The 14,492-nt window shown below is 74.9% G+C and carries 15 protein-coding genes; 6 read left to right on the top strand and 9 right to left on the bottom strand.

What is annotated here, in order from left to right; translation table 11 throughout:
• Positions 1–8 precede the first annotated feature (8 nt).
• From ACFO3M_RS08535 to ACFO3M_RS08520, 4 genes are read left to right on the top strand one after another with little or no spacing between them, the layout of a single operon-like run.
• Positions 9–971 (top strand): TIM barrel protein, encoded by a 963-nt coding sequence (locus tag ACFO3M_RS08535; RefSeq protein WP_387988149.1) that lies wholly within the window; start codon positions 9–11, stop codon positions 969–971.
• Entirely contained in the window at positions 968–2,041 is a 1,074-nt protein-coding gene (locus ACFO3M_RS08530) for a Gfo/Idh/MocA family protein (RefSeq protein WP_387988148.1), read from the top strand. Before ACFO3M_RS08535 ends, ACFO3M_RS08530 begins: the two co-directional genes overlap by 4 nt.
• A complete protein-coding gene (locus ACFO3M_RS08525) occupies positions 2,038–2,991 on the top strand; it encodes a sugar phosphate isomerase/epimerase family protein (RefSeq protein ID WP_387988147.1) in 954 nt (317 codons plus the stop codon). Before ACFO3M_RS08530 ends, ACFO3M_RS08525 begins: the two co-directional genes overlap by 4 nt.
• Before the next feature lie 23 nt (positions 2,992–3,014).
• Entirely contained in the window at positions 3,015–4,508 is a 1,494-nt protein-coding gene (locus ACFO3M_RS08520) for a CoA-acylating methylmalonate-semialdehyde dehydrogenase (RefSeq protein ID WP_387988146.1), read from the top strand.
• 10 nt (positions 4,509–4,518) lie between these two features.
• On the opposite strand, the gene ACFO3M_RS08515 is transcribed toward ACFO3M_RS08520, so the two are convergent.
• Together ACFO3M_RS08515 and ACFO3M_RS08510 are read right to left on the bottom strand one after the other, a co-directional pair.
• Positions 4,519–5,334, bottom strand: coding sequence for a DUF899 family protein (locus ACFO3M_RS08515; RefSeq protein ID WP_387988145.1), 816 nt, complete (start codon positions 5,332–5,334; stop codon positions 4,519–4,521).
• An 85-nt stretch (positions 5,335–5,419) separates the two neighbouring features.
• A complete protein-coding gene (locus tag ACFO3M_RS08510; RefSeq protein ID WP_387988144.1) occupies positions 5,420–6,139 on the bottom strand; it encodes an MBL fold metallo-hydrolase in 720 nt (239 codons plus the stop codon).
• 96 nt (positions 6,140–6,235) lie between these two features.
• On the opposite strand from ACFO3M_RS08510, the gene ACFO3M_RS08505 reads away from it, so the two are divergent.
• Both ACFO3M_RS08505 and ACFO3M_RS08500 read left to right on the top strand, forming a co-directional pair.
• A complete protein-coding gene (locus tag ACFO3M_RS08505; protein ID WP_387988143.1) occupies positions 6,236–6,496 on the top strand; it encodes a hypothetical protein in 261 nt (86 codons plus the stop codon).
• Positions 6,497–6,569: 73 nt separating this feature from the next.
• Complete coding sequence (locus tag ACFO3M_RS08500) at positions 6,570–7,160, top strand: hypothetical protein (protein WP_387988142.1); 591 nt, start codon at positions 6,570–6,572, stop codon at positions 7,158–7,160.
• 17 nt (positions 7,161–7,177) lie between these two features.
• Here ACFO3M_RS08500 and ACFO3M_RS08495 read toward each other — a convergent pair whose 3' ends face one another.
• The 7 genes from ACFO3M_RS08495 to ACFO3M_RS08465 all read right to left on the bottom strand — a co-directional run bounded on the left by ACFO3M_RS08495 (position 7,178) and on the right by ACFO3M_RS08465 (position 14,458).
• Positions 7,178–7,381, bottom strand: a complete 204-nt coding sequence (locus ACFO3M_RS08495) for a hypothetical protein (RefSeq protein WP_387988141.1) — start codon at positions 7,379–7,381, stop codon at positions 7,178–7,180.
• A 125-nt stretch (positions 7,382–7,506) separates the two neighbouring features.
• Positions 7,507–8,235: a GntR family transcriptional regulator gene (locus ACFO3M_RS08490; RefSeq protein ID WP_387988140.1), complete on the bottom strand. Its 729-nt coding sequence runs from the start codon at positions 8,233–8,235 to the stop codon at positions 7,507–7,509.
• Between the two features lie 138 nt (positions 8,236–8,373).
• Complete coding sequence (locus ACFO3M_RS08485) at positions 8,374–9,150, bottom strand: TIM barrel protein (protein ID WP_387988139.1); 777 nt, start codon at positions 9,148–9,150, stop codon at positions 8,374–8,376.
• The gene (locus tag ACFO3M_RS08480; protein ID WP_387988138.1) at positions 9,147–10,166 is read right to left on the bottom strand and encodes a Gfo/Idh/MocA family oxidoreductase; all 1,020 of its coding nucleotides are present in this window, start codon (positions 10,164–10,166) and stop codon (positions 9,147–9,149) included. Before ACFO3M_RS08480 ends, ACFO3M_RS08485 begins: the two co-directional genes overlap by 4 nt.
• On the bottom strand, positions 10,163–12,436 hold the full coding sequence (locus tag ACFO3M_RS08475) for a cytochrome P450/oxidoreductase (protein ID WP_387988137.1): 2,274 nt from the start codon (positions 12,434–12,436) through the stop codon (positions 10,163–10,165). Before ACFO3M_RS08475 ends, ACFO3M_RS08480 begins: the two co-directional genes overlap by 4 nt.
• A 151-nt stretch (positions 12,437–12,587) precedes the next feature.
• Complete coding sequence (locus tag ACFO3M_RS08470; RefSeq protein WP_387988136.1) at positions 12,588–13,403, bottom strand: ATP-binding cassette domain-containing protein; 816 nt, start codon at positions 13,401–13,403, stop codon at positions 12,588–12,590.
• 2 nt (positions 13,404–13,405) lie between these two features.
• Complete coding sequence (locus ACFO3M_RS08465) at positions 13,406–14,458, bottom strand: ABC transporter permease (protein ID WP_387988135.1); 1,053 nt, start codon at positions 14,456–14,458, stop codon at positions 13,406–13,408.
• Between the last annotated feature and the right edge of the window lie 34 nt (positions 14,459–14,492).

Raw genomic sequence — 14,492 nt, 5'->3', positions numbered from 1 at the left:
GAGCACCCATGACAGAGCAGCACGGCCGCGCGCGGATCCGGGTGGGCTCGGCTCCCGACTCGTGGGGCGTCTGGTTCCCCGACGACCCGGAACAGGTGCCGTGGCAGCGCTTCCTCGACGAGGTCAGCGCCTGCGGCTACGAGTGGATCGAGCTGGGTCCCTACGGCTACCTGCCCACCGACCCGGCGCGGCTCTCCGACGAGCTCTCCGCGCGGGGCCTGCAGGTGTCCGCCGGCACCGTCTTCGAGCACCTGCACCGGCCCGACTCCTGGGACGCGGTGTGGAGCCAGGTCAAGGACGTCGCCGCGCTGACCCGGGCCACCGGAGGCACCCACGTGGTGGTCATCCCCGACACCTTCCGCGACCAGAAGACCGGCGCCGACGTCGAGCCGCGCGAGCTCACCCCCGAGGCGTGGCGGGCGAAGACCAGCGGGGTGGACCGGCTGGCCCGCGCGATCCGGGAGGAGTACGGGCTCACGATCGCCTACCACCCCCACGCCGAGAGCCACGTCGGCTGGCAGCGCGACATCGAGCGGTTCCTCGCCGACACCGATCCCGGGTACGTGCCGCTGTGCCTGGACACCGGGCACGTCAGCTACTACCGCGGCGACAACCTCGACCTGATCCACCGCTACCCGGAGCGGATCGGCTACCTGCACCTCAAGCAGGTCGACCCGCAGGTGATCGACGAGGTGCTGGAGAAGGACGTGACCTGGCCGGACGCGGTCAGGATGGACGCCTTCGTGGAACCGCCCCACGGCGTGCCCGCCTACCCGCCGCTGTTCGAGGCGATCGAGGAGCTCGGCCTGGACGTCTTCGCGATCGTCGAGCAGGACATGTACCCCTGCCCGCCCGACCGGCCCCTCCCCATCGCCCGGCGCACCCACCGGCACATCGCCGGCTGCCGACTGCCGTCGCTGCAGATCGGCGCCCCGAGGACCCCCGCACCCGGATCGGAGGCCCGGGCGTGACCACCACGGAGACGCAGGCCGGTGTCCTCCCGGCGATGGCCGACGTCCCGGCACACGGGCTCCGGGTCGCCGTGCTCGGGGTCGGCATGATGGGCGCCGACCACGTCGCCCGCCTCCACAGCCGCATCTCCGGCGCGGAGGTGGTCACGGTCAGCGACGCCTCCGCCGAGAAGGCCGAGCAGGTGGCCGCCGGCGTGCCCCGCTGCCGGGTGGTCGGCGACCCGCTCGCCGCGATCGCCGACGACGGCGTCGACGCCGTCCTCGTCGCCACCCCCGGGCAGTTCCACGAGGAGCAGGTGCTCGCCTGCATCGAGCACGGCAAGCCGGTGCTGTGCGAGAAGCCGCTCACGATGGACGCCGACAGCTCCATCGCCGTCGTGCGCGCGGAGGACGCGTACACCGCCCGCACGGGCCGGCGGCTGGTGCAGGTCGGCTTCATGCGCCGCTTCGACCCCGAGTACGCCCAGCTCCGGGCCCTGGTCGCCGAGGGCGGGCTGGGCGAGCCGCTGATCGTGCACTGCGCCCACCGCAACGCCGCGGTCCCGCCGCACTTCACCAGCGAGATGATGGTCAACGACTCGGTGGTCCACGAGGTCGACGTCGCCCGGTTCCTCCTGGACGAGGAGATCGCCGCGGTCACCGTGCTGCGGCCGCGGGCGACCCGGCACGCGGTCGCGGGCCAGTCCGACCCGCTGCTGGTCCTGTTCGAGACCACCGGCGGCCGGCTGGTCGACGTCGAGGTCTTCGTCAGCACCGGGGTGGGCTACGAGGTCCGCACCGAGGTGGTCGGCGAGGACGGCAGCGCCGTGATCGGCCTCGACGCCGGGCTGCTGCGCACGTCCGGCGGGGCGGCGGGCCCGTCCCGGTCGGCCGGCATCGCGCCGGACTTCCGCGTGCGCTTCGGCCGGGCCTACGACGTCGAGCTGCAGCGGTGGGCCGACGCCGCCCGCCGCGGCGGGATCGACGGCCCCGGCGCGTGGGACGGCTACGCGGCCCAGGCGGTGTGCGCGGCCGGCGTCGAGGCGCTGCGCACCGGACGGCGCACCGAGGTCCGGCTGGAGCAGCGGTGAGGATCGCCCTGGACCCGCAGATGCTGCGGACCACGCCGCTGCTGGAGCTGCCCGACGTCGTCGCCGCGATGGGCTACGAGTGGATCGAGCTGTCCCCGCGGGAGGACTTCGTCCCGTTCTTCAAGCACCCCCGCGTGGACCTGGCCACCGTCCGCGCGTTCCGGTCACGGCTCGCCGACGCCGGCGTCGGCGTCACCTCGGTGCTGCCGGTCATGCGCTGGTCCGGGCCCGGCGAGGACGAGCGGCAGGCGGCGGTGCGCTACTGGAGGCGGGCGATCGAGATCACCGTCGAGCTCGGCGTGGACACGGTGAACTCGGAGTTCAACGGCCGCCCCGAGGCGCCGGAGCTCGCCGAGGCGATGTTCTGGCGGTCGATGGAGGAGCTGCTGCCCGTCCTCGAGCGGGAGGGGCTCCGGCTGGCCCTCGAGCCGCACCCGGACGACTTCATCGAGCTCGGCCACCCCGCGGTCGACATGGTCCGCGGCATCGACTCGCCGTGCGTGTCGTTCCTCTACTGCACGCCGCACACCTTCCACCAGGGCGACGACGCCGCCGGGATCATCGCGCACGCCGGCGACCTGCTCACCCACGTGCACGTCGCCGACTCGATGGACCACCGTGCCTCCGACGGGCTGCGCTACATCACCAACCCGCCCGGTAACACCACCCGCGTCCACCAGCACATGGAGATCGGCCGCGGCGACGTCGACTTCGACGAGGCCTTCGCCGCGCTGGCCGGCACCGGCTTCGACGGGGTCCTCACCACCTGCGTGTTCGGCTGGGACGACCAGGCCCGCGAGTCCGGGACGCGCATGCTCGAGGCCATCCGCGAGCTGGTCGCCAAGCACTTCCCCGACGACGCCGGCCGCGGCGCCGCCCGACCCGACACCGGCGCGTCGGAACGGCCGAACTTCCCGCAGACACCGCTCCCCGACGACACCGCTCCGTGACACCCACCCCGGGAGTAGCAGCCATGCCCACCTCCATCCCCCACTGGATCGACGGCGCCCGCCGCGAGGGCGCCAGCGGCCGCACCGCAGAGGTGACCGACTCGGCGACCGGTGAGGTCCTCGGCGAGGTCGCCCTGGCCTCGACCGAGGAGGTCGACGCGGCCGTCGCCGCGGCGACCGCGGCCTTCCCCGCCTGGCGCGACACCTCGCTGGCCAGGCGCACCGCGGTCCTGTTCCGCTTCCGCGAGCTGCTCAACGCCCGCAAGCCCGAGCTGGCCGCGATCATCACCGCCGAGCACGGCAAGGTGCTCGACGACGCGCTCGGCGAGGTCTCCCGCGGCCAGGAGGTCGTGGAGTACGCCTGCGGCGTGCCCTCGCTCGTGCGCGGCGGGTTCACCGAGAACGCCTCGACCGACGTCGACGTCCACTCCGTCCGCCAGCCGCTCGGCCCGGTGGCGGTCATCAGCCCGTTCAACTTCCCGGCGATGGTCCCGATGTGGTTCTTCCCCATCGCGATCGCCACCGGCAACACCGTCGTCCTCAAGCCCAGCGAGCAGGACCCCTCCGCGTCGCTGTGGATGGCCCAGCTGTGGCAGGAGGCGGGGCTGCCCGACGGCGTCTTCAACGTGCTGCAGGGCGACAAGGTCGCGGTCGACCGGCTGCTCGAGCACCCCGGGATCAGGTCGGTGTCCTTCGTCGGATCCACCCCGATCGCCCGGTACGTGTACGAGACCGGCACCCGGCACGGCAAGCGGGTGCAGGCCCTGGGCGGAGCCAAGAACCACATGGTCGTCCTCCCCGACGCCGACCTGGACCTGGCCGCCGACGCCGCGGTCAACTCCGGGTTCGGCTCGGCCGGCGAGCGCTGCATGGCCATCAGCGCCGTGCTCGCCGTCGGGGGGATCGGCGACGACCTGGTCGCCCGGATCGCCGAGCGCACCCGGACGCTGCGCACCGGCGACGGGCGCAAGGGCTGCGACATGGGCCCGCTGATCAGCAAGCGGCACCGCGACCGGGTCGAGTCCTACGTCGAGGCCGGTGAGGAGGAGGGCGCGAAGCTGGTCGTCGACGGCCGGCAGGTGCAGCCCGACGGCGCCGAGGACGGCTTCTGGCTCGGCCCGACGCTGGTCGACCACGTCGAGCCGGGCATGAGCGTCTACACCGACGAGATCTTCGGCCCGGTGCTGTCGGTGCTGCGGGTGGACAGCTACGAGCACGCCGTCGAGCTGGTCAACCGCAACGAGTACGGCAACGGCACCGCGATCTTCACCAACGACGGCGGCGCCGCCCGGCGGTTCCAGCACGAGGTCGAGGTCGGGATGATCGGCATCAACGTGCCGATCCCGGTGCCGATGGCCTACTACTCCTTCGGCGGGTGGAAGAACAGCCTCTTCGGCGACTCCCACGCCCACGGCGCCGAGGGCGTGCACTTCTTCACCCGCGGCAAGGTCATCACCTCCCGCTGGCTCGACCCGAGCCACGGCGGCCTGAACCTGGGCTTCCCGCAGAACGCCTGAGCGCGCCCGGTCAGTGGGAGGGGGCGTGCCGGCCGAGGGTGTCCACGGGGGTCGCGCCGGGGCGGGTCCACTGGGGCACGGGGCGGCTGGTCGGGCCCCAGGCGGCGTTCCCGTCGGCGTCCGAGCGCCAGTACCAGCAGATCGGCGCGCCGTGCCCGCCGACCGGTGAGCCGACCTGCGGGGCCGCGGGCCAGCCCTCGGGGACGTCCTCCCACGCCTCGCGGCGGCCGTAGGGCGTCATGTCCAGCAGGCCGAGAGTCCCGTCGGCCGGCTCGTTGCCCCGGCCGGTCGTGGAGTAGGTGAGGAAGACGCGGTCGCCGTCGCGCAGGTAGCAGGACAGGTGCCCCTCCTCCGTGGCGATCCGCTCCTCCGCGCCCCGCACCGAGTACCAGGGCTGGGCGTACCCCATGAACTCGACGAAGGGCGCCACTTCGTCCCAGGGGCCCGAGGTCAGGACGGCGGACGAGACGCCGCGGGCGTGGAGGTAGACGGCGTCCCGCAGGTGCCACAGGTTGAAGGTGCAGCCCTCGCACTGCCCTTGGTGCGGCGCGCCGTCGTACCACATGGAGTGGTAGACGAGGAGCTCGGCGCGGCCCTGGAACAGGTCGGGGAACGGGACCGGGCCGTCGGGTCCGACGACCTCGGCCGCGCCGTCGACCTCCACCATCGGCAGCCGGCGGCGGGCCGCGGCGATGGCGTCGCCCTCGCGGGTGTGCGCCTTCTCGCGGACCAGGAGCTCGTCCCGGGCGGCCTGCCAGGTGGCCCGGTCGACGACGGGCGGGCGGCCGGTGGGCGCGGGGGCGGGGCGGTCCGGGACGGTCGTCATGGCGTCCTCCGGGGGGATCTCGTCGCCGGCGGTTCCCAGGGAGGACCCCCGCCCCGGCCGGAACTCATCGCGGCGGGAGCCCCCGTCACCGACGGGCCAGGGCCACCGCGGCGGCGAGGTCGCCGCGCCACGGGTCGCCGTGGCCGGGGACGAGCAGGTCGGCCGGCAGCGCGGCGAGCGCGCCGAGGGCGTCCCGGGCGCGGTCCGGCGAGGCGGAGAAGAACCCCGGCAGCAGCTGCGGTCCGCGCACCCGCGACGTCGGGTGCCCGGTGACCAGCGCGTCGCCGGTCGCCACCACCCCGTGCCGGGGGAACAGGTAGGCGGTGTGGCCCGAGGTGTGGCCGGGCGTGGGCACGGGGACCGGCCCGCCGGGCAGGTCCAGGGGGCCGCCGCCGGGGAGCGGTCGCGCCGCGGCGACGACGGGGTGCGCGGTCGCCCCGGCCCGCACGATCGACAGCGCCCACCGGGCGACCCGCGGCCGCCAGGCCCGGACGGCGACGTCGAGCGGCGTGGCCTGCTCGCGGCGCTCCCCGCGGGCGTTCGGCAGCTCGTCCGGGTGCACGAGCACGGGGGTGCCCGGCGTGAGGGCGGACAGCCCGCCGACGTGGTCGACGTGGGCGTGCGTGACCAGGACGGCGCGCACGTCCTCCGGCCGGGAGCCCAGGGCGCGGACGGCGTCGGCGAGGCCCGCGGCGTCGCCCGGGTACCCGGCGTCGACCAGGGTCAGGTCGCGGCCGTCGCGGACCAGCACCCGGTTGACCGCGGTGCTCGGCACGCAGAAGACGTCCTCGGTGACCTCGTGCACCGGCGCTCCCTCCCTCGCCCGGACGGTAGCGCCGCGGGGCTTGCCCGGCCGCCCGGCGGGGTGTCGACTGGCCGGGCCGTCGGAGGGAGGGAGCCGGTGGGACGCCGACCCCGGAGCGGGCTGCAGGAGGAGCTGCTGCGGCTGCTGCGCCCGCCGGACCCGCGGCGGGAGCAGCTGCTCAGCGAGCGGGTCGCGCCCACGCTGGCCGCGGTCGCCGACCGCATGGCGGGACGGCCCGCGGACGAGGTGGCCGCCGCGCTGGGGGCCGCGGTGCGGGAGGCCGGCGGCACGCCGGACCGGGCGGCGCTGCGGGAGCTCGCGGCGCAGGTCGAGGCCGGCGAGAACCCGTTCGCCTGAGGGCCCGGACGGTGGGACGCTCGGTCCGGAGGGGTGCTCCCCCGTTCCTCCGCCCCGGCCGAGGGAAGGCCCGATGTCCGACGCGGCGATCCGCCGGCTGAGCGCGGCCGGTGTGGGGGCGTGCCTCCTGCTGGCCGGCTGCGCCGGTGACCCGGGCGCCTCCCCCGCCCCGGCGGCTCCGGCGACGCGCGTCCCCGACTGGCGGAACACCACCTACACCGTGACCTGCGACGGCGTCGTCCCGGACGGGTTCGCGGCGACCCTGCGGGACGGGTCGGCGCGGGTGCCGGCCGCCGCGGGTCCCTACGACTGGTTCGACGTCTCCCTCGGCGCCGCGGTGAGCGGGGACGTCGACGGCGACGGCCGGCCGGACACCGTCGTCCTGCTGCGGTGCTCCCCGCAGCCGTCGAACGGGATCGTCGAGGAGGTGCACGTCCTCGACGCCGGCGGCCGCCGGCTGGCCGTGCTGCCGAGCCCGCGCACGCTGCCGCGGGCCGACGTCCTGCCGCCGGTCTACGACCCGGACGGGCTCTCGGTCGAGGACGGCCGGGTGGTGGCGGTCATGCGGGTGTACGAGCCGGGCGACACCCACGCCGGCGGGCCGTCCGGGCGGATGACCGTCCGCTGGGAGTGGGACGGCGGGGAGCTCGAGCGGCTGCCCTAGCCCGCCCGCCGGACGGGTCAGGCGCGGGCGAACAGCGCCCGGTGCGCCTGGCGGCCCAGGATCTCGGCGGCGAGGCTCTCGCCGGAGCCGCGGCCCTCGAGCAGGGCGGTGAGGTCGTCGCGGTCGGCGGTCGTGGCGTAGTCGGCCAGCTCGCGCTCGAGGGCGCGGCGGGACCGCTGCCACACGGAGCCGCGGCGGGAGGGGGTGAGGAGGGTGGACATGGCGGTTCTCCGAGCTGCGTCTGCGTCGTCTTCTCTGTACCGACTCCATCGTCCTCGCGCGCGGCGCGGCGGTGCGGCATCCGGCCTGTGAGTGTGCGCACCGTGACCGGGCACACCGGCCGCCGTCAGCGGCCGACGAGCGTCGTCTCGAAGTCGTAGCGGGACGCGCGGTAGACGTGCCGGCCGAGCTCCACCGCGCCGCCCTTGTCGTCGAACGCCGTCCGCTCCATGGTCAGCAGCGCCGCCCGCGGCGGCTCCTGCAGCAGCCGCGCCTCGTCGGCCCGGGCCAGGCGCGCGCCGATCCGCTGGTGGGCCACCCGCAGGTGCACCCCTTGCGCGCGCAGGTACTGGTAGAGCCCCCGCTCGGTGAGGTCCTCCACCGACGGGTCGAACCGGCCGGGCAGGTGGTTGGTCATCAGCGCCAGCGGCTCGCCGTGCGAGCGGCGCAGCCGGCGGACCACCACGATCTCCTCCCCCGGCGCGAGGTCGAGCTCCCCGGCGACGTCGGCCGGCGCGGGCCGCCGTTCCAGGGACAGCACCTCGGTCGTCGGCGCCTCGCCGGCGCGGGACAGGTCGTCGTAGAGGCTGGTGAGCTCCACCGACCGGCGGACGTGCGGCTGGATCACCTGGGTGCCCACGCCGCGCTTGCGGACCAGCAGGCCCTTGTCCACCAGCTCCTGCACCGCGCGGCGGACCGTCGGCCGGGACAGCCCGTAGCGCTGGGCCAGCAGCAGCTCGTTCTCCAGCCGCGAGCCCGGGGGCAGCGAGCCGCCGGTGATCGCCCCCTCGATGGCCTGCGCCAGCTGGAAGTACAGCGGCGTGGGACTGGAGCGGTCGATGTCGAAGGTGAGCACGTCTGCCTCCCGGGAAGCGAGCACCGCGGGTCGGTCCGGAGACCCGCTTCCCGCGTCCCCGATGATCGCACCCGGGCGGGCACCTCCTGTCGTCCCCACATCGGGGCAGCCGGACATCAGGACGTCCGGACAAACACGTCAGCCGTAGGCGGCGCGGAACGCCTTCAGCGCGTCGTCCGGGTCGCCGGACGCCCAGCCCTCCAGCGCGACGACGCCGTCGTAGCCGAGCCGGTCGAGCGCGGCCGCGACCGCCTCGTGGCGGATCTCGCCGGTGCCCGGCTCGCACCGCCCCGGGACGTCGGCCACCTGCACCTCGCCGACCAGCGGCAGCGCCCGCTCCACCAGCGCGACCAGGTTCCCCTCGCCGATCTGCGCGTGGTAGAGGTCGAGGTTGAGCCGCAGGTGCGGGCTGCCCACGGCCTCGACCAGCGCGATGGTGTCCGCGGCCCGGGCGAACGGGGTGCCCGGGTGGTCCACGGCGGTGTTGAGGTTCTCCAGGGTGAACACCCGCCCGACCCGCTCGCCGAGCCCCGCCAGCCGGGCCAGCGTGCGGGCGGCGGTCAGCCACATCGCCGGGGTCACGACGACCGCGGGGACGACGGGCAGCCCGCGGGCGTCCAGCCCGGTGCCGTGCACGTTGAGCCGGGGGCAGTCCAGCCGCTCGGCGGCCGCCAGCGACAGCTCGGCGGTGCGCAGCAGCTCGGCCGCGCCGTCGTCGTCGGCGAGGGTGCCGGTGACGTAGCCGGTCATCGAGGAGAACGTGGCGCCGGTGCCGGCGAGCGCGTCGAGGTCCTTCGCCGTCCAGTCCCAGATCTCGACCTCGAGACCGGCGGCGGCGATCCGCCGCACCCGCTCGGGGAACGGCAGGTCGAGGAACAGCATCTCCGCCGACGCCGCGAGCCGGTACCGGCTCACTTCTCCACCTCGTCGGTCCGCACCGGCCGGCCCGCCCGGACCGACTCCGCGGCGGCCAGCGCGATCGCCAGCGCCGCGCGGGCGTCCTCCCCGGTGACCGGGGGCGGCGTCCGGCCGCGGACGGCGTCGACGAACGCCGCGAGCTCGGCGGTGTAGGCGCCGGCGAACAGCTCCTGGTCGCTGCGGACGGTCTCCGCCACCCGGCCGCCGGGGCCGGAGAACACCATGCCGGTGCGGCGGCCGTCGCCCATGGTGGCCATGCCGCCGGAGCCGAGCACCTCGCCGCGGACGTCGTAGCCGTAGGACGCCTCGAAGCAGGCCTCGGCGACCCCCATCGCGCCGTCGGCGAAGCGGACGACGACGACCGCGGTGTCCAGCAGCCCCCGGTCCCGCCAGGCCGGCTCGACCAGCGCGTCGGCGACGGCGTGCACCTCCACCGCCTCCGCGCCCGGGTGCAGGAACCGCAGCGTGTCGAAGTCGTGGATCAGCGTCTCCAGGAAGACGGTGTCCGGCCGCACCCGCGCCGGGACGAAGCCGCCCGGGTCGCGGGTCAGCGAGCGCAGCAGCCGCGGCGTGCCCAGCATGCCGTCGTCCAGGAGGGCCCGGGCGGCGGCCCAGTCCGGGGCGAAGCGGCGGTTGAAGCCCACCTGCAGCACCACGCCGGCGGCGCGGGCGGCGTCGATGGCGCGGTCGGCGTCGGGCAGCGTCACCGCCATCGGCTTCTCGCAGAACACGTGCCGGCCGGCGGCCGCGGCGGCGACCACGAGGTCGGCGTGCGCGCGGGCCGGCGCGGCCACCACGACGGCGTCGACCTCCGGGTCGTCCCACACCTGCGCCGCGTCGGTGTAGGCCCGGCCCGCGCCGAGCACCCCGGTCAGGTACTCGGCGGCGCCCTGCGCGGGGTCGGCCACGGCCACCAGCCGCGCGGACGGCAGCCGCCGGGCCAGGGTCTGCGCGTGGAAGGCGCCCATCCGCCCCGACCCCAGGAGGGCGACGCCCAGCGGGCCGGCGGTCACAGGTCCAGCACCAGACGCGGGCCCGCGGCGCGGGAGACGCAGATCATCATGCAGTCGCCGGCCTGCCGCTCGTCGTCGCTGAGCACGGAGTCGCGGTGGTCGGGGGTGCCGGCCAGCACCGCCGTCTCGCAGGTGCCGCAGGTGCCCTCCGCGCAGGAGGACAGCACCCCGACCCCGGCCGCCTCCACCACCTCCAGGATCGAGCGGTCCACCGGCACGGGCAGGGTCAGCTCGCTGCGCCGCAGCACCACCTCGAACGGCTCGTCGCGCACCGGCCCGGTCCGCGGGCGCGGCGCGAAGCGCTCCACGCGCAGCGACCGCGGGGGCCAGCCGGCGACCGCGCGCTCGACCGCCGCGAGCAGCGGCTCGGGGCCGCAGCAGTAGACGAGGGTGTCCGGCTGCGGGGTGCCGAGCAGCGCGGGCAGGTCGAGCAGGCCGGTCTCGTCCTGCGGGCGGACCGACACCCGGTCGCCGTGGGGGGCCAGCTCGTCGAGGAAGGCCATGGAGGCGCGGCGCCGGCCGCCGTAGACCAGCCGCCAGTCGGCGCCGGCCGCCTCGGCCGCCCGGACCATCGGCAGGACCGGCGTGATGCCGATGCCGCCGGCGATGAACAGGTACCGCGGCGAGGGCGCGAGCGGGAAGTTGTTGCGCGGGCCGCGCACCCGCACGGGGTCGCCCTCCCGGAGGGTGTCGTGCACGTACCGGGAGCTGCCGCGCCCGTCGGGGTCGCGCAGCACGCCGAGCCGGTACGCGGAGTGGTCGGCGGGGTCGCCGCACAGGGAGTACTGCCGGGTGGGCGCCCCGTCGAGGACCAGGTCGACGTGCGCGCCCGGCTCCCACGCCGGCAGCGGTGAGCCGTCGGCCGCACGCAGCACCAGCTCCACCACGCCGTCGGCGACCTCGCGCTTGGCCGCCACCCGGGCCGGCGCCTCGAACTCGGTGGCGGCGAGGGTGACGCTGGTGGTGCGGTGCCGGACCTCCTCCACGTGCGGGCGGTGCCGGGCGGCCCCGCCGAAGCTGATCGGCAGGTTCTTCCAGACGTACATGTTCGGGGAGCTCGGGTAGAAGACCGGCGGGCCGGCCAGCTCGTAGTCGCCGAGCACCGGCAGCGCCTCCTCCAGCGCGATCCGCGCCTCGAGCCGGGCCAGCGGGGCGCCCAGGCAGCCGTGCACGCCCTCGCCGAAGCCGAGGTGGCGGCCGCGGGGCCGGGTGACGTCGAACGCGTCGGGGTCGGGGAACTGCCGCTCGTCGCGGTTGGCCGCGCCCATGACTAGGACGACGCGGCCGCCGGCCGGGATCGTCACGCCGTGCAGCGTCACCTCGCGGGAGGTGGTGCGGGCGGTGAGCTGCAGCGGGGTGACCAGCCGCATCGCCTCCTCGACCGCGGCCGGGATCAGCGAGGGGTCGGCCCGCAGCAGCGCCCGCTGGTCCGGGTTCTCGGCCAGCAGCTGGAACAGCGTCCCGGTCAGCCCGGCGGTGGACTCCACGCCGCCGAGGAACAGGATCATCATCAGGCCGCTGACCTCGGACTCCGTCGTCACCCGCTCCGGGACGAACGGCACGCCGTCGACGTCGGCCTGCACGAACCGCGTGACCAGGTCGTCGCGGGCGGCGCGGCAGCGGTCGTCGAGCAGGTCGATGAAGAACTGCTGCACGCCGGCGGTGGCCGCCCGCGCCACGGGGGTGAGGTGCGGGGTGCCGGGCACGCGGTCCTTGAGCTCGTGCGTCCAGTGCTCCAGCTGCTCGCGGCGCGCCTGCTCGAGGGGGTCGGGGTCGTGCCGGCCCGGCAGGCCCATGAGGTGGAAGAACACGTCGAAGGGCATCGGCCAGGCCAGCTCCTGGGCGATGTCGACCGTGCCCCGCCCGCCGGTGCCGCGGTCCCGCCAGGTGCCGACCAGCCCGCGGACGACGGCGCGGATGCCGTCCTCCCGGTCGGCGATCCGGCGGGGCACGAAGTACGGCTGGACGACCGAGCGGACCTGGTCGTGCCGGGGGTTGTCCATGCTCCCGATCGACCCCGGCGGCGCCTGCTCGAGGCGGCTGTCGTCGATGTCCATGCCCTCGAAGCTGCGGAAGGTGTCCGCGTCGAGCGCGGCCGCCCGCACGTCCTCGAAGCGGGTCAGCACGTACCAGCCCCAGCGCTCGCTGTGCCACACCGGTGCCTCGTCGCGCATCCGGCGGTACAGGCCGAAGGGGTCGGACGTGTAGAAGTCCGGCCGGAACGGGTCGTAGTCGATCGCGGTGGCGGTGCGGGGGGCGGTGGTCGTCACGGCGGGCTCCCTGCGCGGTGCGGGCGGTGCCGTCGCCGGTCCGGCCGGGCCGACGCGGACGTGCGGCGTCGCCCGGCCGTCCGGCTGCGGCGGGAGGTGGGCACGGCCGGGTCCTCCCCGCGCGGGACGGCGCGGGGGGACCCGGGCGCGGTCAGCGCTTCAGCTCGTGCGAGAGCTCGGCGAGCTCCTGGCCGCCGGCCATCTCGCCGGTGAGCTCCTCGAGGGTGACCTCCGAGCGCTTCTTGTCCAGCACCCGCCGGCCCAGCTTCAGGATCACGAAGTGGTCCCCGACCATGAAGGCGTGGTGCGGGTTGTGGGTGATGAAGACGACCCCGAGGCCGGCGTCGCGGGCCGCGGCCGTGTACTTGAGGACGACGCCGGACTGCTTGACGCCGAGCGCCGCGGTCGGCTCGTCGAGGATGAGCACCCGGGCGCCGAAGTACACCGCCCGGGCGATCGCCACGCACTGGCGCTGACCACCCGACAGCGTGCCGATCGGCTGGTTGATGTCCTTGACGACGATGCCCATCTTCTGCAGCTCGGTGTCGGCGATCTCCCGCATGGCCTTGATGTCCAGCGGCGCCATCGGGTACTTGCCCTTGCGGATCTCCGAGCCGAGGAAGAAGTTGCGCCAGACCTCCATGAGGCCGACCACCGCGAGGTCCTGGTAGACGGTCGCGATGCCGGCGTCGAGCGCCTCCCGTGGCGAGCTGAAGTGCCGCTCCTGGCCGTCGACCCGCAGGGTGCCCTCGGTGTGCGGGTGCAACCCCGAAATGATCTTGATGAGCGTCGACTTGCCGGCGCCGTTGTCCCCGAGGACGCAGGCCACCTCGCCGGCGTTGACCCGCAGGTCGATGCCCTCGAGGGCGCGGATGGCGCCGTAGGACTTGCCGACGCCCTCCATCTCGACCAGCGGCGTGCCGGCCTTCAGGTCCGGGGCGGCGTGCTCCGCGATGGTGTCGGTCATCGTCACTTCCTCCGCGAGGCGTAGTTCTTGACGTACAGGTTGACCAGCACGGCGAGCAGGAGCATCACGCCGAGGAAGGTCCGGAACCAGTTCGGGTCCCAGCCGGCGAAGACGATGCCCTGGGTGGTCATGCCGAAGATGAAGGCGCCCAGGGCCGAGCCCACCGCCGAGCCGTAGCCGCCGGTCAGCAGGGCACCGCCGACGACCGCGGCGATGATGTAGATGAACTCGTTGCCCACGCCCAAGCCGGACTGGACCGAGCTGAAGTTGAACAGCAGGTGCATCCCGAGGAACCAGGCCAGGAAGGCGACCCCCATGAAGAGCCCGATCTTGACCTTGGGCACGGGGACGCCGACCGCGCGGGCGCTGGCCTGGTTGCCGCCGGCGGCGAAGATCCAGTTGCCGGCCCGGGCGCGCAGCAGCAGCCACGAGGCGACGGCCACGAACAGCAGCCACCACAGCACCGTGATCTTGACCGTGATGAACCCGAGGTCGATGTCGCTGGCGAACACCGCCCGTGCCGAGTCGAACCCGTCGATGTCGCTGACGTTCGGCGTCGCCACCGTCCCGGTGACGATCTTGGTGACGCCGAGGTTGACGCCCTGCAGGACGAAGAAGGTGGACAGGGTGATGAGGAAGCTCGGGATGCCGGTCCGCACCACCAGGTAGCCGTTGACGAACCCGATGACCAGCGCGACCGCGAGGCTGAACAGGACGCCCACCCACATGTTCAGGCTGAGCTGGTAGGTGAGCATCGCCGCGGCCAGGGCGGAGGTGGTCACCGCGACGCCGGACGACAGGTCGAACTCCCCGCCGATCATGAGCAGCGCGACGCCGACCGCGACGATGCCGATCGTCGAGCTGGCGTAGAGCACGGTGGCGAAGGCGGGCAGGCTCCGGAAGGGTGCGGCGACCGCGTAGAAGAAGACGAAGATCGCGATCGCGGCGGCCAACGCGCCGATCTCGGGACGCGCCAGCAGCCGGGAGACCACCGACCGCTGGGGGCGCGCCTGGACGGCGGACGACGGCGGCGCCGCCGAGGGGGGTGTCGCCACGGATGAGCTCATGTCTGCACTCCAGGGGGAGGGC

The sequence above is a fragment of the Geodermatophilus arenarius genome (genome assembly GCF_042654585.1).
Lineage (GTDB): Bacteria > Actinomycetota > Actinomycetes > Mycobacteriales > Geodermatophilaceae > Geodermatophilus > Geodermatophilus arenarius.
This window is presented reverse-complemented; position numbering and strand designations above follow the sequence as displayed.